The 22,113-nt window shown below is 68.7% G+C and carries 20 protein-coding genes; 15 read left to right on the top strand and 5 right to left on the bottom strand.

The genetic code is table 11. The features are described from left to right. Window positions 1-41: 41 nt before the first annotated feature. A complete protein-coding gene (locus QTI51_RS03545; RefSeq protein WP_116908133.1) occupies window positions 42-581 on the bottom strand; it encodes a TRAP transporter small permease subunit in 540 nt (179 codons plus the stop codon). 173 nt (window positions 582-754) lie between these two features. Between QTI51_RS03545 and QTI51_RS03550 the strand changes: the two genes are divergently transcribed. Further along, the gene (locus QTI51_RS03550) at window positions 755-2,056 is read left to right on the top strand and encodes an SUMF1/EgtB/PvdO family nonheme iron enzyme (protein ID WP_116908132.1); all 1,302 of its coding nucleotides are present in this window, start codon (window positions 755-757) and stop codon (window positions 2,054-2,056) included. A 43-nt stretch (window positions 2,057-2,099) separates the two neighbouring features. On the opposite strand, the gene QTI51_RS03555 is transcribed toward QTI51_RS03550, so the two are convergent. Together QTI51_RS03555 and aptA are read right to left on the bottom strand one after the other, a co-directional pair. Then, on the bottom strand, window positions 2,100-3,536 hold the full coding sequence (locus QTI51_RS03555) for an MFS transporter (RefSeq protein WP_116908131.1): 1,437 nt from the start codon (window positions 3,534-3,536) through the stop codon (window positions 2,100-2,102). A gap of 82 nt (window positions 3,537-3,618) precedes the next feature. Beyond that, on the bottom strand, window positions 3,619-4,974 hold the full coding sequence (gene aptA / locus QTI51_RS03560) for an omega-aminotransferase AptA (protein ID WP_116908130.1): 1,356 nt from the start codon (window positions 4,972-4,974) through the stop codon (window positions 3,619-3,621). A gap of 107 nt (window positions 4,975-5,081) precedes the next feature. Between aptA and QTI51_RS03565 the strand changes: the two genes are divergently transcribed. Together QTI51_RS03565 and QTI51_RS03570 are read left to right on the top strand one after the other, a co-directional pair. Beyond that, entirely contained in the window at window positions 5,082-6,038 is a 957-nt protein-coding gene (locus QTI51_RS03565; RefSeq protein WP_116908129.1) for a LysR family transcriptional regulator, read from the top strand. Further along, complete coding sequence (locus tag QTI51_RS03570) at window positions 6,031-6,774, top strand: hypothetical protein (protein ID WP_116908128.1); 744 nt, start codon at window positions 6,031-6,033, stop codon at window positions 6,772-6,774. Before QTI51_RS03565 ends, QTI51_RS03570 begins: the two co-directional genes overlap by 8 nt. 66 nt (window positions 6,775-6,840) lie before the next feature. Here QTI51_RS03570 and QTI51_RS03575 read toward each other — a convergent pair whose 3' ends face one another. Beyond that, window positions 6,841-7,605: a FadR/GntR family transcriptional regulator gene (locus QTI51_RS03575; protein ID WP_116908127.1), complete on the bottom strand. Its 765-nt coding sequence runs from the start codon at window positions 7,603-7,605 to the stop codon at window positions 6,841-6,843. Between the two features lie 251 nt (window positions 7,606-7,856). Here QTI51_RS03575 and QTI51_RS03580 point away from each other — a divergent pair, with 251 nt between their 5' ends. The 8 genes from QTI51_RS03580 to QTI51_RS03615 all read left to right on the top strand — a co-directional run bounded on the left by QTI51_RS03580 (window position 7,857) and on the right by QTI51_RS03615 (window position 15,953). Further along, window positions 7,857-9,062: an ABC transporter substrate-binding protein gene (locus QTI51_RS03580; RefSeq protein ID WP_116908126.1), complete on the top strand. Its 1,206-nt coding sequence runs from the start codon at window positions 7,857-7,859 to the stop codon at window positions 9,060-9,062. A gap of 126 nt (window positions 9,063-9,188) precedes the next feature. After that, window positions 9,189-10,049 (top strand): branched-chain amino acid ABC transporter permease, encoded by an 861-nt coding sequence (locus QTI51_RS03585; RefSeq protein WP_116908125.1) that lies wholly within the window; start codon window positions 9,189-9,191, stop codon window positions 10,047-10,049. An 8-nt stretch (window positions 10,050-10,057) separates the two neighbouring features. Beyond that, the gene (locus tag QTI51_RS03590) at window positions 10,058-11,044 is read left to right on the top strand and encodes a branched-chain amino acid ABC transporter permease (RefSeq protein ID WP_116908545.1); all 987 of its coding nucleotides are present in this window, start codon (window positions 10,058-10,060) and stop codon (window positions 11,042-11,044) included. Then, the gene (locus QTI51_RS03595; RefSeq protein WP_116908124.1) at window positions 11,041-11,808 is read left to right on the top strand and encodes an ABC transporter ATP-binding protein; all 768 of its coding nucleotides are present in this window, start codon (window positions 11,041-11,043) and stop codon (window positions 11,806-11,808) included. The genes QTI51_RS03590 and QTI51_RS03595 overlap by 4 nt, the downstream gene beginning before the upstream one ends. A gap of 175 nt (window positions 11,809-11,983) precedes the next feature. Further along, window positions 11,984-12,694 (top strand): ABC transporter ATP-binding protein, encoded by a 711-nt coding sequence (locus QTI51_RS03600; RefSeq protein ID WP_116908123.1) that lies wholly within the window; start codon window positions 11,984-11,986, stop codon window positions 12,692-12,694. A 34-nt stretch (window positions 12,695-12,728) separates the two neighbouring features. Then, window positions 12,729-13,982, top strand: coding sequence for a Zn-dependent hydrolase (locus QTI51_RS03605; protein ID WP_116908122.1), 1,254 nt, complete (start codon window positions 12,729-12,731; stop codon window positions 13,980-13,982). Continuing rightward, a complete protein-coding gene (locus QTI51_RS03610) occupies window positions 13,979-15,472 on the top strand; it encodes a M81 family metallopeptidase (protein ID WP_116908121.1) in 1,494 nt (497 codons plus the stop codon). The genes QTI51_RS03605 and QTI51_RS03610 overlap by 4 nt, the downstream gene beginning before the upstream one ends. 103 nt (window positions 15,473-15,575) lie before the next feature. Next, window positions 15,576-15,953, top strand: a complete 378-nt coding sequence (locus QTI51_RS03615; RefSeq protein WP_116908544.1) for a nuclear transport factor 2 family protein — start codon at window positions 15,576-15,578, stop codon at window positions 15,951-15,953. A gap of 51 nt (window positions 15,954-16,004) precedes the next feature. Here QTI51_RS03615 and QTI51_RS03620 read toward each other — a convergent pair whose 3' ends face one another. After that, window positions 16,005-17,147: a helix-turn-helix domain-containing protein gene (locus QTI51_RS03620; RefSeq protein WP_116908120.1), complete on the bottom strand. Its 1,143-nt coding sequence runs from the start codon at window positions 17,145-17,147 to the stop codon at window positions 16,005-16,007. Between the two features lie 185 nt (window positions 17,148-17,332). Here QTI51_RS03620 and QTI51_RS03625 point away from each other — a divergent pair, with 185 nt between their 5' ends. The 4 genes from QTI51_RS03625 to QTI51_RS03640 all read left to right on the top strand — a co-directional run bounded on the left by QTI51_RS03625 (window position 17,333) and on the right by QTI51_RS03640 (window position 22,109). Continuing rightward, on the top strand, window positions 17,333-17,830 hold the full coding sequence (locus tag QTI51_RS03625; protein ID WP_116908119.1) for a (2Fe-2S)-binding protein: 498 nt from the start codon (window positions 17,333-17,335) through the stop codon (window positions 17,828-17,830). 13 nt (window positions 17,831-17,843) lie between these two features. Further along, a complete protein-coding gene (locus QTI51_RS03630) occupies window positions 17,844-20,294 on the top strand; it encodes a xanthine dehydrogenase family protein molybdopterin-binding subunit (RefSeq protein WP_116908118.1) in 2,451 nt (816 codons plus the stop codon). 26 nt (window positions 20,295-20,320) lie between these two features. Continuing rightward, window positions 20,321-21,112 carry an FAD binding domain-containing protein gene (locus tag QTI51_RS03635; RefSeq protein ID WP_116908117.1) on the top strand — a complete coding sequence of 264 codons (792 nt, stop codon included), beginning with the start codon at window positions 20,321-20,323 and terminating at the stop codon, window positions 21,110-21,112. A 94-nt stretch (window positions 21,113-21,206) separates the two neighbouring features. Then, complete coding sequence (locus QTI51_RS03640) at window positions 21,207-22,109, top strand: AAA family ATPase (RefSeq protein ID WP_116908116.1); 903 nt, start codon at window positions 21,207-21,209, stop codon at window positions 22,107-22,109. Window positions 22,110-22,113: the final 4 nt, after the last annotated feature.

The following is a 22,113-nucleotide window of genomic DNA, read 5'->3' on the forward strand; positions in this document are numbered from 1 at the left end:
GGGAGCGGAAAACCGGAGAGAGCGGAGCGAGCGAGGCGCGCTTACTGCACCGGCTTCTCGTAATGCGTGTCCATGGTGATCAGGCCGCGCAGGTAGGCGATGCGCTTGATGATTTCCGAAACGCCCTGCAGGAACATCGCCGCGAAGCCCACGGGCATCAGCAGCGCGGCAGGCCAGCGAATGAGGCCGCCGATGTTGCCCGACATCTCGCCCGTGACCCACATGTTCCAGAAGAAGGGCCAGGTGAGGTAGGTGAAGAGCCCCATCACCGGCAGCAGGAAGAAGGTGAGGCCGAACAGGTCGACATACACCGGTCCGTAGCCCTTCAGCTTGCCGTAGATGATGTCCACGCGCACATGCTCGTTGAAGCGAAGCACCACGGGCGCGCCGAGCATCACGGTGGCGGCGAACAGGTACCACTGGATCTCGAGCCAGGAGTTCTTGCTGAAGTCGAGCCCGTAGCGAATGAGTGCGTTGCCGGCCGAGATGAGCGATGCGCCGAGGACGGCGTAGCCGGCGATCTTGCCGAGTTTTTCGCTGACCCAGTCCATGCCGGTCGCGAACTTGAGGAATGCAGACAAGGGGTGTCTCCCACGAAGCCCAAGGTGAAGCGCCGGCCCCTGGTGGGGGCTGCGCAAAGCCGCGGATGTTACCGCGGTGAACCTTTGTATTGCCTTGCTACACAGACGGGGTTTACCCGGTAGCCCCGGCCTTTTCGAACCCCCGCACGCGAGCCTCGTCGCCATAATCTCCCATGTCTTCGCGCCTTCCGCCTTCGACGCCTTCGGGTGCCACGGGCCTGCCCCATTCGATCGATTCCCCCGACATGAGCCGCGCGGGCCGAGAGCTGCTGTCGCTGGCCCTCATCGACGCCCGCAACCACACGCTGCACCTGCTGTCGCTCTACGAGCAGGCGCTGGGCGTCGAGGCGCTCTCGGTGCCGCCGGTGCCTGAAGAAGAAGGCGTGGTGCCCCCGGTGTGGCTGGCCGGGCACATCGGCTGGTTCGCCGAATGGTGGATCGGGCGCAACACGCAGCGCGCCTTCGGTGTCGACTGCCCTGTGCGGCCCACGCGGCTGGCCGCCATCGACCCCGGCGCCGACGGCTGGTGGAACCCGGCGCAGAGCGCGCCCGGCCACCGCTGGTCGCCCAGCCTGCCCGACCTTGCCCAGACCAAGTCCTACCTGCTGGAAACGCTGGAGAGCACGCTGGAGCTGCTCGAGCACGCGGCCGAGACCGACGCCGGCCTGTATTTCTACCGCCTGGCGCTGTTCCATGAAGACCTGCGCGGCGAGCAGTTCGTGGTGATGGCGCAGACGCTGGGGCTGCCCCTGGGCATCGAGCAGGCGCCCGTGGCCGTCACGCGCGAACCGCTGCTGCTGCCCGCCACGCGCTGGGAGCTGGGGCTGCCCGACAGCGGCTTCGCCTTTGCGCAGGAGCGCGCGGCGCATCGGGTGGACGTGCCCGAGTTCGAGATCGACGCGCAGCCCATCACCTGGAGCCAGTTCATCGAGTTCGTCGACGACGGCGGCTACGACCGCGAGGAGTTGTGGCACGGCCAGGGCTGGCGCTGGCTGGCCGCGCAGGTCGAGGGGCGGCGCGGGCCGCGGCATGTCGAGCAGATCGGCGTGGCGCGCAACGGCAGCGGCGGCTCGGTGCTGCAGCAGCGCTTCGGCGCGACCGTGCGCGCGGCCGGCCACCACAGCGCCGTGCACCTCAGCTGGTGGGAGGCCGATGCGTGGGCGCGCTGGGCCGGCCGGCGCATCGCGACCGAGGTCGAATGGGAAATTGCCGCGCACACCGCCGCGCGCCGCGGCTTTCGCTGGGCCGACGTGCACGAATGGACGGCCGGCACGCTGCAGCCCTGGCCCGGCTACCGGGCCGACCCGTGGAGCGCGGGCAGCGAGTTCGATCCGGCGGCGGCGTTCGGCAAGGCGCGCGTGCTGCGCGGTGCGTCTTTCGCGACGCGTGCGCGGCTGCGGTCGCCCCGGCGCCGCGGCTTCGCGTTGCCGGAGCGGGACGACGGCTTCTTCGGTTTCCGCACCTGCGCGCTCTAGCGCAGAGACCAGGGGGCAGGGGGCAGGGCGGCAGGGCTGAGGCTCAGCGCTCGCCGCCTTCAGCGGCAAGCGGCGGCGCCACTTCTTCCAGCGGCTTGCGCTCCGCGTCCGCCGCATAGCGCAAGGCCAGCAGCCCCGCCACGATGACCAGCACGGCGCCGATGCCGTAGCCCACCATCACCGCGCCGCGGCTGCCGGTTTCTATCAACAGGCCGAACAGCAGCGGCGCCGCGAAGCCGCCCGCGCCCATGCCCACCGCATAGAAGATGGCGATGGCCATCGCACGCATCTCCAGCGGAAACACCTCGCTCACCGTGAGGTAGGCCGAGCTGGCCGCCGCCGACGCCAGGAAGAACACCGCCGACCAGCACAGCGCCTGGCTGCGCGCGTCGAGCCAGCCCATCATGAAGGCCCAGCCGGTGATGGCCAGGCCGATGCCCGCGAGCACATAGGTCAGCGCGATCATCTTGCGCCGGCCCAGGCTGTCGAACAGCGGCCCCAGCAGCAGCGGCCCCAGCACGTTGCCCAGCGCGAACGGGAAGATATAGAACGCCACGCTGGCCTCGGGCACCGCATAGAAGCGCGTGAGCACCAGCGCGTACGTGAAGAAGATGGCGTTGTAGAAGAAGGCCTGCGACACCATCAGCGCCAGCGCCACCACGCTGCGCTGCCGGTAGCGGCTGAACAGCACGCGCGCCACCTCGCGCATCGACGGGCTGGTCTGGCGCGCGTCGGTGTACGTGACATGGCCCTGCGGCGCCGGCAGCGGGCCGTGCTGCGCTTCGACCTCGGCCTCGATCTGCCCGACGATGCGCCTGGCCTCGTCGGCGCGCCCGTGCGCGATGAGCCAGCGCGGGCTCTCGGGCACGTCGCGCCGCACCAGCAGGATGGCCACCGCCAGCACCCCGCCCAGCGCGAAGCCCGCGCGCCAGCCCCACACCGGGCCGATGACGCGCGCGTCGAGCAGCACCAGGCTCAGCGCCGCGCCCAGCGCCGCGCCGATCCAGAAGCTGCCGTTGATCGCCAGGTTCACGCGCCCGCGCACGCGCGCCGGAATCAGCTCGTCGATGGCCGAGTTGATGGCCGCGTATTCGCCGCCGATGCCCAGCCCCGTGACGAAGCGGCACAGCGCGAAGAAGGCGAAGTTGGGGGAGAAGGCCGTGGCCAGCGTGCCGATGGTGTAGACCACCAGCGTGACCAGGAACAGCTTCTTGCGGCCGAGCCGGTCGGTGAGCCGCCCGAAGAGCAGGGCGCCGATGACCGCGCCCGCCACGTACACCGAGCCCGACAGGCCGATCTCGCCGGCCGTGAGCCCGAGCGTGTCGGGCCGCTCGAGCACGGCGCCGATGGAGCCCACCAGCGTGACCTCCAGGCCGTCGAGCACCCAGGCCACGCCCAGCGCGATCACCACGCGCCAATGCCAGCGCGACCACGGCAGGCGGTCCAGGCGGGCGGGGATGTCGCTGCGCAGTACCGTCATGCCGACGATTATGGGAAGGCGGCCCGTGAGCCACCTGTAGGACCGGGGCTTCGATGAAGCCGCGGTCCGGGGAACACCAGGGTCAGGCCGTCTCGGCCAGCGCGTCGGCCAGCGCGTTCACCATGCGGTCGATCTCTGCCTTCTCCGAGATGAAGGGCGGGGCCAGCTGGATGGTGTCGCCGCCGTAGCGCACGTAGAAGCCCTTCTTCCAGCAGTTCATCGCGATCTCGTACGGGCGGCGGGCGGGCTCGCCCGGCAGCGGCGCAATGGTCAGGCCGGCAGCCAGGCCGTAGTTGCGGATGTCCGTCACGTGCTTGCTGCCCTTCAGGCTGTGCACCGCGTTCTCGAAGTGCGGGGCCAGCGCCTGCACGCGGCCGACCATGTCTTCCTTCTGCAGCACGTCGAGCGCCGCGATGCCGGCGGCGCAGGCCACCGGGTGCGCGCCGTAGGTGTAGCCGTGCGGAAACTCCAGCATGTAGTCGGCGCCGCCGGCGGCCATGAAGGTGTCGTAGATCTCCTTGCTGGCCACCACCGCGCCCAGCGGCTGCGCGCCGTTGGTCACCTGCTTGGCGATGTTCATGATGTCGGGCGTCACGCCAAAGGCCTCGGCGCCCGTGAGCGCGCCGCAGCGGCCGAAGCCGGTGATGACCTCGTCGAAGATCAGCAGGATGTTGTTGGCCGTGCAGATGTCGCGCAGGCGCTTCAGGTAGCCCTTGGGCGGGATCACCACGCCGGCCGAACCCGAGAAGGGCTCCACGATGACGGCCGCGATGTTCGACGCGTCGTGCAGCGCAATGAGGTCGAGCAGGCGGTCGGCCAGCTCCGCGCCGTGCTCGGCCATGCCGCGCGTGAAGGCGTTGGACGCGAGCTGCGTGTGCGGCAGGTGGTCGGCTTCCACGCCCTGGCCGAAGAGCTTGCGGTTGGCGCCGATGCCGCCCACCGAGATGCCGCCGTAGTTCACGCCGTGGTAGCCCTTCTCGCGGCCGATCAGGCGGGTCTTGCTGGCCTGGCCCTTGGTGCGCCAATAGGCGCGCGCCATCTTCAGCGAGGTGTCGGCGGCTTCGGAGCCCGAGCCGGTGAAGAACACGTAGTCCAGCCCGGCGGGCGTGAGTTCCTTGATCTTGTTGGCCAGCTCGAACGAGGCGGGGTGGCCGAACTGGAAGGCGGGCGAGTAGTCGAGCTTGGCGATCTGGCGGCTCACCGCCTCGGTGATCTCGGGGCGGCCGTGGCCCAGGCCCGAGCACCACAGGCCGGAGAGGCCGTCGAAGATCTTGCGCCCGTCCACGTCGGTGAAGTACGCGCCCTTGGCCTCCACGATGATCCGCGGATCGGCCTTGAAGTTGCGGTTGCCGGTGTAGGGCATCCAGTGCGCGTCGAGCCAGGCGGCGTCGGTGCGCACGGCGGGCGTGGGGTCGATGGCGGGGGCGGCGAGTGTCATGGCGATTCCCGCGCTGGGCGGGCTCCGAGGGCTGATGGAATGCGCCGATTGTTGGCACACCCTTCAGTGTGGAGAATGGCGCAATATCAATGTTCACTTGACACTTCATGCAAGTAAAAGAAAAGCCCCGCAACGGTGCCGCCGGCCCGCGCAACCGCGCCGTTTTGGGGCAGCTCAGCGACATGGACCTGCGCCTGCTCAAGGTGTTCAAGAGCGTGGTCGATTGCGGCGGCATGGCGGCCGCCGAGCTGGAGCTGAACATCGGCACCTCCACCGTGAGCCGCCACGTGAAGGACCTGGAAACGCGGCTGGGCCTGGTGCTGTGCCGGCGCGGGCGCGCGGGCTTCGCGCTCACGGCCGAAGGGCAGCGCGTGTATGACGAAACGCTGCGCCTGTTGGCCTCGGTCGATGCCTTTCGCGGCAGCATCGACGACATCCACAACCGCATGGGCGGGCAGCTGGAGGTGGCGGTGTTCGACAAGACGGCCACCAACCCCAAGGCCCGCATCGGCCAGGCGATCGCGCGTTTCACCGAGATGGCGCCCGAGGTGAGCCTGGCGCTGCACGTGGGCTCCATCAACGCCATCGAGCAGGGGGTGCTCGAAGGCAACTTCCAGATCGGCATCATCCCGGCGCACCGCAGCTCCAAGAGCCTGGTGTACGCCGACCTGTTCGACGAGACCATGCTGCTGTACTGCGGCCAAGGCCATCCGCTGTTCGATGCCAGCCACGCCAGGCTCACCTGGGCGAAGCTGCGCGAACATCACTTCGCGGGGCTGGGCTACCACTCGCCCAACATGGAGCTGAGCCACCGCGCCAAGCTGTCGCGCAAGGCCACGGGCTTCGACCAGGAGGCGATCGCCACGCTGATTCTTTCGGGGCGGTTCCTGGGCTTCCTGCCCGACCACTATGCGCAGGCATTCGAGCAGCGCGGGCTCATGAAGGCGGTGCTGCCGGCGCGCTTCAACTATGCGTGCCGGTTCGTGAGCCTGCTGCGCAGGTCACCGAAGCCGTCGCGGGCGGTGTTGGCGTTTCAGGAGTGCCTGGAGAAGGCACATGCGTGAATTCCGGGTGACCGCTGTCTTGCTGGGCCTGATGTTGGCCCTCGGTGGGGTCTGGTCGTATCGGGTCAAGATCGTCGAGGCCATCAAGGTCGAAACCTGTGGCAAGCCGTGCCCTCCACTGGCGCCGGAGCAGTTGCGGTTGCAGGTCATCAAGGCTTACCTGCACCGCCAGCTTGCTTCCAATATCCAACGGTACGACGCGCACGGCAAGCATCAACTCGCACTACTGCCGCTCGACGTGACCCGACAGGACGTGGCGCGCAGCATCTCCGATTCGACCTTGATCGCCCTGTTGACCACCAACGCAACCGTCCTCGGCAACCACGCACAGATCGACGCGCTGGGCGTCGACTCACTGGCGCAGGACCCTTCGATTGCGATCTATTCCTTGTCCCACCGGGAGGTGGGCATCATCCCGACCAGCAGTCTCCGGCAGGCCACCGCGGCCGAGGTCGACGGCTACTTCCAGGGCCAGGGCCGAACCGGTGGCGTGCCCGCCTTCAGTTCATGGGAAAGATGGACGGGCTACGGGCAGCATTTTTTCTGGATCACCTATTGGCCTGCGGACCTGGCCTGCTGCGATGGCCGCGGCGATCACGGCGGAATCAGCCTCTACCAGAGGACAAGGAACAGCCTGCTGGCCATCGAATCCGTACGACCCCGACTCATGGGCGTGTCCGACCGCGGCGAGCTTCATCTCAGGGATGAAGACGGCAAAGAGCTGCTCTATTATTAGGGATATCTGCATCGATCGCCGCGATGCGCCCGATCGGCCATCTGCGGCCGTTCAGGCTCGATCCGGCTACCGCTGCCCACTGGGCAGCAGCAGGTGCTTCGCCCCGATGTGCGCTTCCATCTCGTGCATGTGGTGCTCCGCGTCGACCATGTGCTCGGCCATCAGGCGCCGCACTTCGTCCGCGTCTTCCTTGCGGTAGGCGGCCAGCAACTGCGTGTGGTAGTCGACGTTGGTCTCGCCGAAGTGGTGGTGGTCCAGCGCCTTCTTGTAGACCACGAGGTCGCGCAGCAGGTCGTTCAGGAAGCGGCACATGAAGGAAAGCACCGGATTGGGGCAGCTTTCGGCCAGCATGGTGTGAAAGGCCAGTTCGGCCTCGCGCTGCGTGCGCAGCTCATCCTCGTTGGTGGGCTCGACAGTGCACAGGCGCACGTTGGCTTCGAGCTTCTCGAACTGCTCGGGCGTGAGCTTGCCGACCACGCTCACCGCCAGTTCGGGCTCCAGCGCCTTGCGCAGCTGGTAGATGTGGTGCCCGTCGAGGTGGTGAAAGTGCAGGAAGTTGCGCAGCGGCTCCGACGCATGGTCCACCGACACCTGCTGCAGGTACGCGCCACCGCCCGGGCCGGTGCGAATGGCGACGAGGCCGCGCACCTCCAGCGCCTTCAGCGCCTCGCGCACGGTGCTCTTCGAATAGCCGAAGAGCTCGATCAGTTCCTTCTCGTTGGGCAACCGGTCGCCGGGCTGCTTGCGCTCCGCCACGATCCAGCGCTTGACGTCTTCGACGATGACGTCCGAGAGCTTTTGCCGCTTCGGGCGGTTCTGCCCCACTCTCATTCACACGCTCCATGCCCATCGGGAGATGCGCGGGATGCGCAACAGCGGGCGATCTTAAACGGCGTCATGCGAGGGCCCTCTCTGGCGTTGGGTACGGGTTTTGCTAGCGGGTTTTTACCAGCATATTAATCCTATTTATCCGCTTAAATTCGCCCGCATTCGCAGGCATCCACGTTCCGTTCCCACCTCAACCGCTCCTCAAGCGCTCCTCAACCGCTCCTCAACTTTCCCCCACGACCGGAGAACCCACCATGCAACGCAGACACCTCCTCCAGCTCGCCGCCCTGTCGGCCGCCCCGGCCTCGCTCCTGGCGAGCCGCTCGGTCTTCGCGCAATCGGCCGAGGCCATCCGCTTCGGCTGCCCGGTGCCGATGTCGGGCGCCTTCGCGGCCAACGGCAAGTTCGCCGACCTGGGCATGAAGCTGGCCATCGAGCAGTACGGCAGCGTGCTGAAGCGCCCGCTGGCCTACACGGTGCTCGACACCGAAGGCAAGCCCGCGACCGCCGTGCGCAAGGTGCAGGAAGCCTCGCAGCAGCAGGGCGCGAAGTTCTTCGCGGGCGGCATCCTGTCGTCCGAAGCCCTGGCCATGGGCAAGGAGGCCGAGAAGGCCGGCGGCCTGTTCATCACCACCGCGGGCGCGGACGAAATCACCGGCAAAGACTGCAACCCCGCCACCTTCCGCTGGTCGGTGCCCACCTTCGGCGCCATCGAGCAGACGGTGCGCCCGCTGATCGCCTCCATGCCGAAGGCCAGGCGCTGGTACACCATCACGCCGCAGTACGTGTTCGGCGACGGCCTGCTGAGCGCGGCCAAGAACATCTTCCAGGAGAAGGGCATCGAGCACGTGGGCAACAGCTACCACTCGCTCAACGAGAAGGAGTTCAGCGGCTACCTCACCAACGCCATGGCCGCCAAGCCCGACGTGCTGCTGCTGCTGAACTTCGGCGCGCAGTCGTCGGCGGCACTGCGCCAGGCGGTGAGCTTCGGCATGCACAAGAACATGACCATCCTCATGGCCTGGGCCTCGGGCCTGGAGCAGTTCGACGAGCTGGGCGCCGACCTGTGCGACGGCGTGTACTTCGGCGCGCAGTACTGGCACACGGCCGACACCCCGCTCAACAAGGACCTGGTCAAGCGCACGGCCGACAAGCTGAAGATCGTGCCCAACTACAGCCTGGCCGGCTCGTACATCTGCACCAAGATCCTGATCGACGGCATCGTCAAGGCCGGCACGGTCGACCAGAAGGCCGTCATCGCCGCGCTGGAAGGCATGAAGTACGACGGCCTCACCGGCGCCGAAGAAATCCGCAAGGCCGACCACCAGGTGGTGAAGGACTACTACCTGCTCAAGGGCAAGGCCAAGTCGAAGATGGCGAACCCGGCCGACTACGTGGACGTGGTGAGTTCGGGCAAGTCGTTCCTGTCCGTCGACAAGACAGGCTGCAAGTTGAGCTAACCCCCAGGCTTGCCCACTGCGCGTGGCCTCCAACCCCCTTCAGGGGCAACACCCGCGGCCCGGCAAAGCCGGTTCCGCGGTGTTCTTTAGGGGGCACCGCATTCGAGCCTGTCATTACGCATAACCATGTCTGTCTACCTGCTCCAGACCATCAACGGAATCGGCATCGGCATGCTGTATTTCCTGCTGGCCGTTGGCTTGTCCATCGTGTTCGGCCTGCTGCGCTTCGTGAACTTCGCGCACGGCGCATTCTACCTGCTGGGTGCCTACCTGTGCTACCAGGCCATGCAGTGGGGCTTGGACTTCTGGGTCGCGCTGGTGGTGGTGCCGCTCGTGGTGGGCGCGCTCGGCTGGCTGGCCGAGAAGCTGCTGCTGCGCCGCGTGTACGCCAAGCCGCACGAGTTCCACATCCTGGTCACCGTGGGCCTGGCGCTGGCGGTGCAAGAGATCGTCATCGTGTTCTGGGGCCCGCTGGGCAACAGCGTGCCCACGCCCGACCTGCTGCAGGGCGTGGTGATGTGGGGCAGCTTCATCTACCCGAAGTACCGGCTGTTCGTCATCGGCTTCACCGCCGTGCTCGCGGTGCTGCTGTGGTGGGTGCTCGAAGGCACGCGCCTGGGCAGCGCGGTGCGCGCGGGCAGCGAATCGACCGAGATGGTGTCGCTGCTGGGCATCAACGTGTTCCGCGTGTTCAGCCTGGTGTTCGCGCTGGGCGCGGCCACCGCGGCGCTGGCCGGCGTGCTGGCCGCGCCCATTCGCGGCGCCGAGCCGTTCATGGGGGTGGAGGCGCTCAGCGTGGCCTTCGTGGTGGTGGTGATCGGGGGGCTCGGCAGCTTCGGCGGCGCGCTGGTCGGCGGGCTGCTGATCGGCATCGTGCAGAGCCTGATGAGCACCATCTGGCCGCCGGGCGCGAGCCTGATGATCTACGTCGCGATGGGGGCCGTGCTCCTGCTGCGCCCGCATGGCCTGCTCGGCCGCAGAGGATGACCCACGCCATGCCAAGAAAATATTCATTCCTGCTGGCGCTCGTCGTCGCGCTCGGCCTGCCGCTGGTGCTGCGCTCGGGCTCGCTCGCGAGCGAAGTGCTCATCTACGGCCTTGCCGCGGTGGGCTGCAACCTGCTGCTGGGCTACACGGGGCTGCTCTCGTTCGGCCAGGGCATCTTCTTCGGGCTGGGCAGCTACACCATCGCCATCCTGCTCACGCGGCTGCAGGTGCCCATGCCGCTGGCGCTGCTCGCGGCCGTGGCCATGGGCGCGCTGGGCGCGGCGGTGGTCGGGTGGGTGGCCATTCGCCAGCGCGGCACCTACTTCGTGATGCTCACGCTGGCCTTCGCGCAGATGTTCTATTTCGTGGCGTACACCGCCTCGGGCCTCACCGGTGGAGACAACGGCCTGCTCGACGTGCCGCGCCCCGCCTTCATGGACACGCCGTGGAAGTACTACGCCTTCGTGGCGGTGGTCTTCCTGATCGCGTTCGCGTTGCTGCTGCGCGTGACCGACTCGGTGTTCGGCCGCACGCTGCTGGCCATTCGCGACAACGAGGACCGCGCCGCCGCGGTGGGCTACGACCTGAAGCGCTTCAAGCTGCTGGCCTTCGTCATCTCCGGCGCCGTCACCGGCCTGGCGGGCGGGCTGCACGCGATGATGACCGGCATCGCGCCGCTGTCGAACGCCGAGTACCACACCAGCGAGATGATCCTGGTCATCACCGTCATCGGTGGCACCGGCAACCTGTTCGCCTCGGTTCTGGGCTCGGCCTTCTATGTGCTGCTGGCCGACTGGCTCTCCACGCTGTGGCCGCGCTGGCTGCTGCTGCTGGGGCTGCTGCTGATCGGCGTGAGCATCGGCATGCAGCGCGGGCTGTGGGGCCTGGGCGAGAGCGCCTGGCGCCGCGTGTTCCGCAAGGCCGTGCCTGAAACAGCAACGTCAAAGGCGACAAAAGCGACCCCCGCGGTCGCTGCGCAGGGAGACAAGGCATGAGCGACGTTCTCATCGAAGCCATTGGCGTCACCAAGCACTACGGCAAGTTCGCCGCGCTGGGCGGCGTCGACCTGAAGATCAAGCGCAACACCGTGCACTCGGTGATCGGGCCGAACGGCGCGGGCAAGACCACGCTGTTCCACATGCTCACGGGCACCGGCACTACCACGGGCGGGCGCATCGTGTTCGACGGCCACGACGTGACGCGCGAGCCCGACCACAAGCGCGTGCAGCGCGGCATGGCGCGCTCGTTCCAGGTCACCAGCCTGTTCGCGAGCCTGTCGGTGCGCGAGAACCTGCGCGTGGCCGCGCAGGGCATCGCGCCGCGCCAGGCCATGAACTGCTGGCGTGCGCCGGTGGGCGAGCGCGCCTGCGCCGACACCGTGGCCGAGGTGCTCGCACGCGTGGGCCTGGAGCGCCTGGCCGACACGCCCGCCAGCGTGCTGTCGCACGGCCAGCAGCGCCGCCTCGAGGTGGGCATGGCGCTGGCCGCGAAGCCCAAGGCCATCTTTCTCGACGAGCCGACCTCGGGCATGGGCATCGACGACCTCGACGACATGAAGCAGCTCATTCGCGGCCTGCGCGACGCGCACACCGTGGTGCTGATCGAGCACAACATGAACATCGTGATGGACATCTCGGACACCGTCACCGTGATGCAGCTGGGCCGCGTGCTGGCCGAGGGGCTGCCGGGCGACATCCGCTCGGATGCGCGCGTGCGCACGGCGTACCTGGGCAACATGATCACCGGGGGAAAAGCATGAGCCGCGTCATGTCTTGCTCCCTCTCCCCTTGGGGAGAGGGCGGGGGTGAGGGCAGGGGCCTTCGCACATGCAGCGGCTTTGCCATCGCCGCTGGCCCTCACCCTAGCCCTCTCCCCGAGGGGAGAGGGGACAGCAGCCGGGGCATCGCCGGCCATCAACCAACGGAGGCGACACGATGAGCGCGAACATCCTCGAAGTCGAAGCGCTGCACGCCCACTACGGCAAGAGCCATGTGCTGCAGGGCGTCTCGCTGACCGTGGGCGAGGCCGAACTGGTCACGCTGCTGGGGCGCAACGGCGCGGGCAAGTCGACCACGCTCAAGAGCATTGCCGGCGCGGTCACGCCCACCGGCGGCCGGGTGCGCTTCCAGGGCGCTGACATTGCCGGCCAGCCGCCGCACCGCATCGCGCAGCGCGGCGTGTGCCTGGTGCCCGAGCACCGCGGCGTCTTCAAGCTGCTGTCGGTGGAAGAAAACCTGCTGCTCGGCCAGCGGCGCGAATCGCCCTGGCAGCTGGACGACATCTACCGCATCTTCCCGCGCCTGAAGGAGCGGCGGCGCAACGGCGGCGGGCAGCTCTCGGGCGGCGAGCAGCAGATGCTGGCCATTGGCCGCGCGCTCATGAACCATCCGCGCCTGCTGATCCTCGACGAGCCGGTCGAGGGGCTCGCGCCGGTGATCGTCGAGGAAATCGTCGCGCAGCTGAAGACCATCAAGGCCGCGGGCGTGGCCATCCTGCTGGTCGAGCAGAACCTGGAGGTCTGCATGCAGCTGGCCGACCGCCACTACATCGTCGAGCAGGGCGTGATCGTGCACGAGGCCGCCAACGCCGACTTCGTGGCCGACCACGAAGTGAAAGACCGCTACCTGGGCGTGGGCCTTGCCTGAACACCCGCGCCCCTCTTTTCTCATTCGCAACACCATGACATCACACACCGAACTCCGCATCGACGGCCAGCGGCTCTGGAACTCCTTGATGGAGCTGGCGCAACTGGGCGCCACCGAGAAAGGCGGCGTCTGCCGCATCGCGCTGACCGAGCTCGACCGCCAGGGCCGCGACCTGTTCACGCGCTGGATGCGCGAGGCGGGCTGCGAGGTGCGCGTGGACGCCATCGGCAACATCTTCGCGCGCCGCGCCGGCCGCGACAACGCGCTGCCCCCCGTTACCACCGGCAGCCACATCGACACCCAGCCCACCGGCGGCAAGTTCGACGGCAACTACGGCGTGCTCGCCGGGCTGGAGGTGGTGCGCGCGCTGAACGACGCCAAGGTGCAGACCGAGGCGCCGATCGAGGTGGCCGTGTGGACCAACGAAGAAGGCTCGCGCTTCGTGCCCGTGATGATGGGCTCGGGCGTGTTCGTCGATGCCTTCACGCTGGAGCACGCACTGGCCCAGCGCGACACCGAGGGCGTGAGCGTGTCCGATGCGCTGCAGGCCATCGGCTACGCGGGCAGCACGCCGGCCTCGGCCGCCGCTTCGCCGGTGGGCGCGTATTTCGAGGCGCACATCGAGCAGGGCCCGGTGCTGGAAGCCAACGAGCGCGTGATCGGCGTGGTCGAGGGCGCGCTCGGCCAGCGCTGGTACGACGTGGTGATGCAGGGCATGGAAGCGCATGCCGGCCCCACGCCGATGGAGCTGCGCAAGGACGCGCTGCTCGCCGCGTCGGAGCTCGTCATCGAGGTGAACCGCATCGCGCTGGCGCACGCGCCGCACGCACGCGGCACGGTCGGCTGGATCGACAACTATCCGAACTCGCGCAACGTGATCCCGGGCCGCGTGAAGCTCAGCGTCGACCTGCGCGCGGCCGACGACGTGGTGCTGTCGGCCATGGACGCCGAGTTGAAGGCGGCGGTGCAGCGCATCGCCACCAAGGGCAAGGTCGTGGCCACGGTGGAGCAGGTGGTGTACTTTCCGCCGCAACCGTTCACGCCCCGGCTGGTGTCGGCGGTGCGCGACGCGGCGCAGGCGCAGGGCCTGGGCTGGATGAACGTGATCAGCGGCGCCGGCCACGATGCGGTGTACCTCGCGCGCGTGTGCCCCGCGGCGATGATCTTCGTGCCGTGCCTGGACGGCATCAGCCACAACGAGATCGAGGACGCGCAGCCCGACCACCTCGAGGCCGGCTGCAACGTGCTGCTGCAGGCCATGCTGCAAAGCGCGGGGGTGGTGTCGTGAAGGTCCTGATCGCGCGCCTCAACCACGAGACCAACACCTTCTCGCCCGTGCCCACGCCGCTCGCGGCCTTCGGGCCCGACGGCCCCACCTTCGGCGCGCAGGCGTACGCCGACAACAAGGGCATGCGCACCGCGATGTCGGCCTTCATCGACCTGGCCGAGCAGGCGGGCGCCGCGGTGGTCACGCCGGTGTCGGCCTCGGCCAACCCGAGCGGGCCGGTCGATGCGCAGGCCTACACCACGCTCACCCAATGCATCGTGGACGCGGCGCCGGGCTGCGACGCCATCCTGCTCGACCTGCACGGCGCCATGGTGGCGCAGAACAGCGCGGACGGCGAAGGCGACCTGCTGGTGCGCCTGCGCGCCGCCGCGCCGGGCGTGCCCATTGGCGTGGCGCTCGACCTGCACGCCAACGTGACGCCCGCAATGGTGCGCAACGCCGACGTCATCGTCGGCTTCAAGACCTATCCGCACATCGACATGTACGAGACCGGCGCGCACGCGGGCCGCCTGCTGTTCGACCTGCTCGCCGGCCGCAGCCAGCCGCACATGCGCTGGCGCCAGCTGCCGCTGATGGCGCACACGCTGCGCAGCGCCTCGTTCACCGGCGCGATGCAGCGGGCCATCGAGGCGGCGCAGGCGGCCGAGCGGTCGGAGTCGCTGGCGGTGTCGATCCTGGCGGGCTTCTCGCTGTCGGACATCGAGGCGCCGTGCATGAGCGTGATCGTGGTCGACGCGCAGTCGCCCGAGCGCGCGCAGGCCACGGCCGACCGCATCGCCACGCAGATGTGGAACGAGCGCGAGGCCTTCATCTACCGCAGCGAACCGCTGGCGGAATCGATTGCGCGCGCCAAGCTCATCGCGCATGGCGCCTCCAAACCGGTGCTGCTGCTCGACCACGGGGACAACTGCATGTCCGGCGGCAGCTGCGACACCATGGACGTGCTGCAGGAGGCGCTGGCCCAGGGCCTGCACGGCATCGGCGTGGGCCCGCTGTGCGACCCCGAGGCGGTGGCCGAGCTGGTCGCGGCGGGCGAGGGCGCCGAAGTGACGGTGGCGCTGGGCAACAAGGTGTCGCTCGAAGGCATCGGCCTGTCGAAGACGCCGGTGCGCCTGACGGGCACGGTGCGCGCCATCAGCGACGGCGACTACGTCATCACCGGCCCTACCTACACCGGCCAGCGCAGCAGCATGGGCCGCACGGTGCTGTTCGACATCGGTGCCGCGCGCATCGTGGTGACCGAGCGCACGCAGGAGCCGTGGGACATCGGCGTGTTCGAGTGCGCGGGGCTCGACCCGCGCACCGAGCGCTTCCTGCTGCTGAAGTCGCGCATGTACTGCCGGCCGGTGTTCGTGCCGCTGTCGGCCGCGCTGGTGGAGTGCGACAGCCCGGGCGTGACCAGCTCGGACTACGGGCTGTTCCCGTTCAGCAAGGTGCGCCGGCCGGTGTTTCCGCTGGACGCGGACGCGGCGATGGACACCACCACATAACGCCCACATAACCTGCCACGTCATCGACGCGAATCGCGTGCGCCGCGACCATTCCTTCACCCCGCGCTGTTGCGGGTCGAACCCCCCGAAAGGAATGGCCACCATGAACACCGCCGCACACGATGCCACCCAGATCGCCCGCGACTACATCGCCGTCTGGAACGAGACCGACGCCGCGCGCCGCGCCGCGCTGATCGAAGCCGGCTGGACCGCCAACGCCCACTACATCGACCCGATGGCGCAGGCCAGCGGCCACGCGCAGATCAGCGCGCTGGTGGGCGCGGTGCACCAGCGCTTTCCGGGCTTTCGCTTCCACCTGCTGGGCAAGGCCGACGCGCACGGCGACCAGCTGCGCTTCTCGTGGACGCTCGGGCCGAGCGGGGCGCAAGACCTGATCCAGGGCACCGACTTCGCGCAGCTCGACGCAGGCAAGCTGCGCTCGGTGACGGGCTTCCTGGACAAGGTGCCCGTGGGTGCTTGATGGGGCCTGATGGCGTGTGGCGCCGCTTGATCTCTTCCTGCTGCGCAGGGCTCAGTCCGGCGCGCCCGCCGGCCGTCCGCGCCACAGCTTGCGGTACACCGTCGCCCGGCTGATGCCCAGCGCCCGCGCGGCTTCGGCCACGTTGCCGCGCGCATCGGCCACCGCCTTGCGGATCAGCGCGGTCTCCACGTCGCGCAGGCGCGGGCGTGCATCGACGGCGGGCGCGGCCACCGCGCCGCCGCGGCCACCGCCCTGGGGCCGCACCTGCACCCGCAGGCCGGACCACAGCGGCACCTCCAGCACCGCGTCGGCGCGGCGGGCCGCGTCGAACATCATGTGCAGCGGCAGGGCGAACAGGTCGTTGAAATGCAGCGGCTGCGTGTTGCGCGCCAGCGGCTGGTGCAGCATCTGGCGCGCCGCCGCGTTGGCGCCGGTCACGCTGCCGCCGGCATCGATGCACAGCAGCCCTTCGCTCGCCTCGCCGGCCGGGCTGCCCGGCCACGCCAGGTGCAGCAGCAGCTCGCAGGGCTCGCGCATGACCAGGGTGTTCTCGATGCTGCGCGCCGACAGCGCGGCCAGGTGCCGCAGCTCGGGCCGCTCCACCACCTGCACGCCGGTCAGGTCGAGCATGCCGATGCAGTCGCCCTGGGGACCGAAGAGCGGCGCGCCGGCGCAGCTGTACACGCTGGTGTCGTCGAAGAAGTGCTCGCCGCCGTGCAGCCACACCGACTCCTGCTCGGCCAGCGCCGTGCCGATGGCGCTGGTGCCGATGGCGCGCTCCGACAGGTCGACGCCCACGCGCCCGATGTCGCGCGCGCAGCGGCTGGCGGTGTCGGTGCCGTCGGGCAGGTTGCCCACGTCGACCACGATGCCCTCGGCGTCGGTCAGGATGGCGAAGTAGCGCGTGTCGGCAATGGCGCGCGAAAGCCGTTCGATCACCGGACGCGCCACGGCGATCAGCGCGCGGTTGCGCTCGGCGATGTCGCAGCTGTGACTCCGGCTCACCGGCTCGAAGCTCACCCGCTGCTGCGGCCGGCGGCCGGCCTCGATGCAGCGTTGCCACGACCGGGCGATCCATGAGTCGATGCAGGCCGCGCCGCGTGCGCGCGGCGACTCGCCATCGATCAGTTCGCGCCGGGCCTGGGCAATGGCCAGCGACCGCTCCGGCGGCGGTGAAACAAGAGAGACAGGCATCGTGGGGGGCTCGCGTGCACGCGCTTTTCGGGGCTTTTCCCGGCTCGCCGGATGGCAAGCTGTTTCATTTTGAGAATTTCGCGCGCTCTGTGCAAGTGGCAAGGGTTTTGCCTAGGATAGTGCGAAAGGTCGCCATCCAAGATGCTTTCGCTGAACCAGCCATCACCTTTCACGGAGACAGCCACATGCAGGTCGCTTTCAAGGTCAACGGCCGCCAGGTCACGGTCGACGCGCCACCCAACACCTTCCTTGTCCACGCCATCCGCGAGCACCTCCACCTCACGGGCACCCATGTGGGTTGCGACACCGCGCAGTGCGGCGCGTGCACCGTCCATGTGAACGGGCGGGCGGTCAAGTCGTGCAACATCCTGGTCGCGCAGGCGGCGGGCAGCGATATCACCACCATCGAGGGCATTGCCGAGGCCGACGGCACCATGCATCCCATGCAGGCGGCGTTCAAGGAATGCCACGGCCTGCAATGCGGCTTCTGCACGCCGGGCATGGTCATGAGCGCCATCGACCTGTGCACCCACCACCCCAGGTCGAGCGAGACCGAGATCCGCGAGCTGCTCGACGGCAACCTGTGCCGTTGCACGGGCTACCAGAACATTGTGAAGGCCGTGAAGATGGGCGGCGAGGCGATGGCCTCGGGCACGCCGGTCAAAGCAACCGTCACGGCGTGAAGGGAGCGACATCATGGGTGCCTCCGACTTCTCGAACCTGCCCCACATCGGCGAGGCGCTGCGGCGCAAGGAAGACTACCGCTTCCTGACCGGCGCGGGCAACTACACCGACGACATCACGCTGGCCAACCAGAGCCATGCGGTCTTCGTGCGCTCGCCGCACGCCCACGCCACGGTCAAGTCGGTCGACATCGCCGAGGCGCTGAAGATGCCCGGCGTGGTCGGCATCTTCAGCGGCAAGGACATCGAGGGGAAGATGGGCGGGCTGCCTTGCGGCTGGCTCATCAACAACCCCGACGGCACCCCCATGAAGGAGCCGATGCACCCGATCCTGGCGATCAACAAGGTGCGCTACGTGGGCGACCACGTGGCCATGGTGGTGGCCGAGACGGTCGAGCAGGCGAAGAACGCCGCCGAGGCCGTGGTGGTCGACTACGACGTGCTGCCCGCGCTGGTGAGCGTGGCCGACGCGGCGAAGAAAACCGGCAACACCACGCTGCACGACGAAGCCCCCGACAACCAGTGCTACAAGTGGGCGCTGGGCGACAAGGCCGCGGTCGACACGGTGTTCGCCACCGCCGCGCACGTGACCAAGCTCGACCTGGTCAACAACCGGCTCATTCCCAACCCGATCGAGCCGCGCGTGGCCATCGGCAGCTACAGCCGCGGCACCGACGACTACACGCTGTACGTGTCCAACCAGAACCCGCACGTCGAGCGGCTGCTCATGACGGCGTTCGTGCTGGGCCTGCCCGAGCACAAGGTGCGCGTGATCGCGCCCGACGTGGGCGGCGGCTTCGGCTCCAAGATCTTCCTGTACGCCGAGGACGTGTGCCTCACCTGGGCGGCCAAGCAGCTCAACCGCAACATCAAGTGGACGGCGGAGCGCTCGGAGTGCTTCTTGTCCGACGCGCACGGCCGCGACCACGTGAGCCATGCCGAGATGGCGATGGACAAGGACGGCAAGTTCCTCGCCATGCGCGTGCACACCGACGCCAACCTGGGCGCGTACCTGTCGACCTTCTCGACGGCGGTGCCGACCATCCTCTATGCGACGCTGCTCGCGGGCCAATACACCACGCCGCAGATCTACGTGGAGGTCGATGCCTGGTTCACCAACACCGCGCCGGTGGACGCCTACCGCGGCGCCGGCCGGCCCGAGGCCACCTACCTGCTGGAGCGGCTGGTGTCGCGCTGCGCCTGGGAAATGAACCTGGGGCAGGACGAGATCCGCAAGCGCAACTTCATCACCACCTTTCCGTACCAGACGCCGGTGGCGCTGCAGTACGACACCGGCGACTTCCACGCCTGCATGACCAAGGCGCAGGCGCTGGCCGAGGTCGACGGCTTCGCGGCGCGCAGGTCGGCCAGCGAGGCCAGGGGCAAGCTGCGCGGCATCGGCTACTCGAGCTACATCGAGGCCTGCGGCATCGCGCCGTCGAACATCGCGGGTGCGCTGGGCGCGCGCGCGGGCCTGTTCGAGTGCGGCGAGATCCGCGTGCACCCGACCGGCAGCGTGACGGTGTTCACCGGCTCGCACAGCCACGGCCAGGGCCACGAGACCACCTTCGCGCAGGTGGTGGCGGCGCGCCTGGGCATTCCGGTGGAAAACGTCGACGTGGTGCACGGCGACACCGGCCGCGTGCCCTTCGGCATGGGCACCTACGGCTCGCGCTCCATCTCGGTGGGCGGCGCGGCCATCATGAAGGCGCTCGACAAGATCGAGACCAAGGCCAAGAAGATCGCCGCGCACCTGATGGAGGCGAGCGACGCCGACATCGAGTTCGCCAACGGCGAGTTCACGGTCAAGGGCACCGACAAGAAGATTCCGTTCGGCCAGGTGGCGCTCACGGCCTACGTGCCGCACAACTACCCGCTCGACAAGCTGGAGCCGGGCCTGAACGAAACCGCCTTCTACGACCCGACCAACTTCACCTTTCCGGGCGGCACCTACATCTGCGAGGTCGAGATCGACAGGCAGACCGCCGAGGTGCGGGTCGACCGCTTCACCGCCGTGGACGACTTCGGCACCATCATCAACCCGATGATCGTCGAGGGCCAGGTGCACGGCGGGCTGGTGCAGGGCATCGGCCAGGCGCTGCTGGAAAACTGCGTGTACGACAACGAAACGGGCCAGCTGCTCACCGGCAGCTTCATGGACTACGCCATGCCGCGCGCCGCCGAGTTTCCGCAGTTCAAGCTGGACACCGTGTGCACCCCGTGCACCCACAACCCGCTGGGCACCAAGGGCTGCGGCGAGGCCGGGGCCATCGGTTCGCCGCCGGCGGTCATCAACGCCGTGCTCGACGCGCTGGCGCCCCTGGGCGTGAAGGACTTCGACATGCCCGCATCGTCCAGCCGCGTCTGGGAAGCGATGCAGAAGGGCAGCGGCAGCGCCGCGAAGGACGCCATGCCGCAAGAGCCCGCGCTCGCCGCCAGCACCCAGGGCCGGCCCGCTCCCTGAACACAACAAAGAAGGAACCACACACCATGTACGCCTTCACACTCGAACGGCCCGCCTCGGTGGCCGATGCGGCCAAGCTGATCGGTGCCGGCGCCAAGGCGCTGGCCGGCGGCCAGACCCTGCTGGCCTCGATGAAGCTGCGGCTTTCCGCCCCCGACCAGCTGGTGGACCTGAGCGGCATCAGCGAGCTCACCGGCATCAGCAAGGACGGCGACAGCTTCACCATCGGCGCCATGTCGCGCCACCTCGACGTGGCCAACCACGCCGAGCTGAAAGCGGCGTTTCCGGCGCTGGCCGACCTGGCTTCGCGCATCGGCGACCGGCAGGTGCGCGCCATGGGCACCATCGGCGGCTCGGTGGCCAACAACGACCCGGCGGCGTGCTACCCGAGCGCGGTGCTGGGCACGGGTGCCACGGTGGTCACGTCGAAGCGCGAGATTGCCGCTGACGATTTTTTCCAGGGCCTGTTCACCACCGCGCTGGAAGACGACGAGCTGATCACCGCCATCCGCTTTCCGGTTCCCAAGCGCGCCGTGTACGAGAAGCTGCGCCAGAAGGCCTCGCACTTTCCGCTGGTCGGCGTCTTCGTGGCGCAGTACGACAGCGTCGTGCGCGTGGCCGTCACCGGCGCGGGCAATGGCGTGTTCCGCCATGCGGGGCTGGAAGACGCGCTGAACCAGAGCTTTACCGCCGCGTCCGCCGCGGGCGTGAAGATCGACGCGAGCGACCTCAACAGCGACCTGCATGCCTCCGCCGCCTACCGCGCGAACCTGATCAGCGTGCTCACGCAACGCGCGGTCACCAAGGCGCTGGGCTGAGCGCGCGGGCGCTCCCCACGAAGCCTACGAAGACGACGACGCCACAAGGAGGCTGGAAGGCGCGCTGCACCGGCGCCTTCCGCTACGCTTGGCCATGATCTTCCCGACCATCGATTCGCTCTCCGACGGCCTGGTGCAGGCCGGCTACTTCGCCGACCGCCGCCTGGCCACGGCCGTGTTCCTCGCGCTGAAGCTGCAGCGCCCGCTGCTGCTCGAAGGCGAACCCGGCGTGGGCAAGACGGAGCTGGCCAAGGCGCTGTCGAAGGCGCTGAACCGCGAGCTGCTGCGCCTGCAGTGCTACGACGGGCTGGAGCAGCGCGAGGCGCTGTATGAATGGAACTACGCCGCGCAGCTGCTGCACATGCGCGCGGCCGAAGCCAGCGGCGCGGCGCGCGACGTGGAAGCCGAGGTCTACCAGCCGCACTACCTCATCCGCCGCCCGCTGCTGCAGGCGCTGCAGACACCGGCGCCCGGCGCGGTGCTGCTCATCGACGAGGTGGACCGCGCCGACGAGCCCTTCGAGGCCTTCCTGCTCGAGTACCTGGGCGAGTACCAGGTGAGCATTCCCGAACTGGGCACGGTGCGCGCCGTGGTGCCGCCCGTGACCATCCTCACCAGCAACCGCACGCGCGAACTCAACGACGCGGTGAAACGCCGCTGCCTGTACCACTGGCTCGACTACCCCGAGCGCGAGCGCGAGCTGGCCATCGTGCGCGCCCAGGTGCCGCAGGCGGGCGAGGCGCTGTCGGCGCAGGTGTCGGCCTTCGTGGCGCGGCTGCGCGAGGCGCCTTTCGTCAACGCCTTCCAGCGCGCGCCCGGCATCGCCGAAAGCGTGGAGTGGGCAAGGGCGCTGATTGCGCTGGACACGGTCGAGCTCGATCCCGAAGTGGTGGTCGACACTGCCGGCATCCTGTTCAAGCAGCGCGACGACGTGGCCGCGCTCACGCGCGAGCTGGCGTCGGACCTGCTCAAGCCCGAGGAGCCGGCGGCGCACTGAGCGC

The sequence above is a fragment of the Variovorax sp. J22G73 genome (assembly GCF_030317035.1).
In the GTDB taxonomy this organism is placed as follows: Bacteria; Pseudomonadota; Gammaproteobacteria; order Burkholderiales; family Burkholderiaceae_C; genus Variovorax.

Excerpts from the sequence above, each read along its gene's own strand:
- QTI51_RS03630 (WP_116908118.1), top strand. The coding sequence starts at position 17,844 with ATGGGTGCCTCCGACTTCTCGAACCTGCCCCACATCGGCGAGGCGCTG.
- QTI51_RS03625 (WP_116908119.1), top strand. The coding sequence starts at position 17,333 with ATGCAGGTCGCTTTCAAGGTCAACGGCCGCCAGGTCACGGTCGACGCG.
- QTI51_RS03600 (WP_116908123.1), top strand. The coding sequence starts at position 11,984 with ATGAGCGCGAACATCCTCGAAGTCGAAGCGCTGCACGCCCACTACGGC.
- QTI51_RS03635 (WP_116908117.1), top strand. The coding sequence starts at position 20,321 with ATGTACGCCTTCACACTCGAACGGCCCGCCTCGGTGGCCGATGCGGCC.
- QTI51_RS03550 (WP_116908132.1), top strand. The coding sequence starts at position 755 with ATGTCTTCGCGCCTTCCGCCTTCGACGCCTTCGGGTGCCACGGGCCTG.
- QTI51_RS03595 (WP_116908124.1), top strand. The coding sequence starts at position 11,041 with ATGAGCGACGTTCTCATCGAAGCCATTGGCGTCACCAAGCACTACGGC.
- QTI51_RS03590 (WP_116908545.1), top strand. The coding sequence starts at position 10,058 with ATGCCAAGAAAATATTCATTCCTGCTGGCGCTCGTCGTCGCGCTCGGC.
- QTI51_RS03565 (WP_116908129.1), top strand. The coding sequence starts at position 5,082 with ATGCAAGTAAAAGAAAAGCCCCGCAACGGTGCCGCCGGCCCGCGCAAC.
- QTI51_RS03555 (WP_116908131.1), bottom strand. The coding sequence starts at position 3,536 with ATGACGGTACTGCGCAGCGACATCCCCGCCCGCCTGGACCGCCTGCCG.
- QTI51_RS03575 (WP_116908127.1), bottom strand. The coding sequence starts at position 7,605 with ATGAGAGTGGGGCAGAACCGCCCGAAGCGGCAAAAGCTCTCGGACGTC.
- aptA (WP_116908130.1), bottom strand. The coding sequence starts at position 4,974 with ATGACACTCGCCGCCCCCGCCATCGACCCCACGCCCGCCGTGCGCACC.
- QTI51_RS03570 (WP_116908128.1), top strand. The coding sequence starts at position 6,031 with ATGCGTGAATTCCGGGTGACCGCTGTCTTGCTGGGCCTGATGTTGGCC.
- QTI51_RS03615 (WP_116908544.1), top strand. The coding sequence starts at position 15,576 with ATGAACACCGCCGCACACGATGCCACCCAGATCGCCCGCGACTACATC.
- QTI51_RS03605 (WP_116908122.1), top strand. The coding sequence starts at position 12,729 with ATGACATCACACACCGAACTCCGCATCGACGGCCAGCGGCTCTGGAAC.
- QTI51_RS03620 (WP_116908120.1), bottom strand. The coding sequence starts at position 17,147 with ATGCCTGTCTCTCTTGTTTCACCGCCGCCGGAGCGGTCGCTGGCCATT.
- QTI51_RS03585 (WP_116908125.1), top strand. The coding sequence starts at position 9,189 with ATGTCTGTCTACCTGCTCCAGACCATCAACGGAATCGGCATCGGCATG.
- QTI51_RS03640 (WP_116908116.1), top strand. The coding sequence starts at position 21,207 with ATGATCTTCCCGACCATCGATTCGCTCTCCGACGGCCTGGTGCAGGCC.
- QTI51_RS03580 (WP_116908126.1), top strand. The coding sequence starts at position 7,857 with ATGCAACGCAGACACCTCCTCCAGCTCGCCGCCCTGTCGGCCGCCCCG.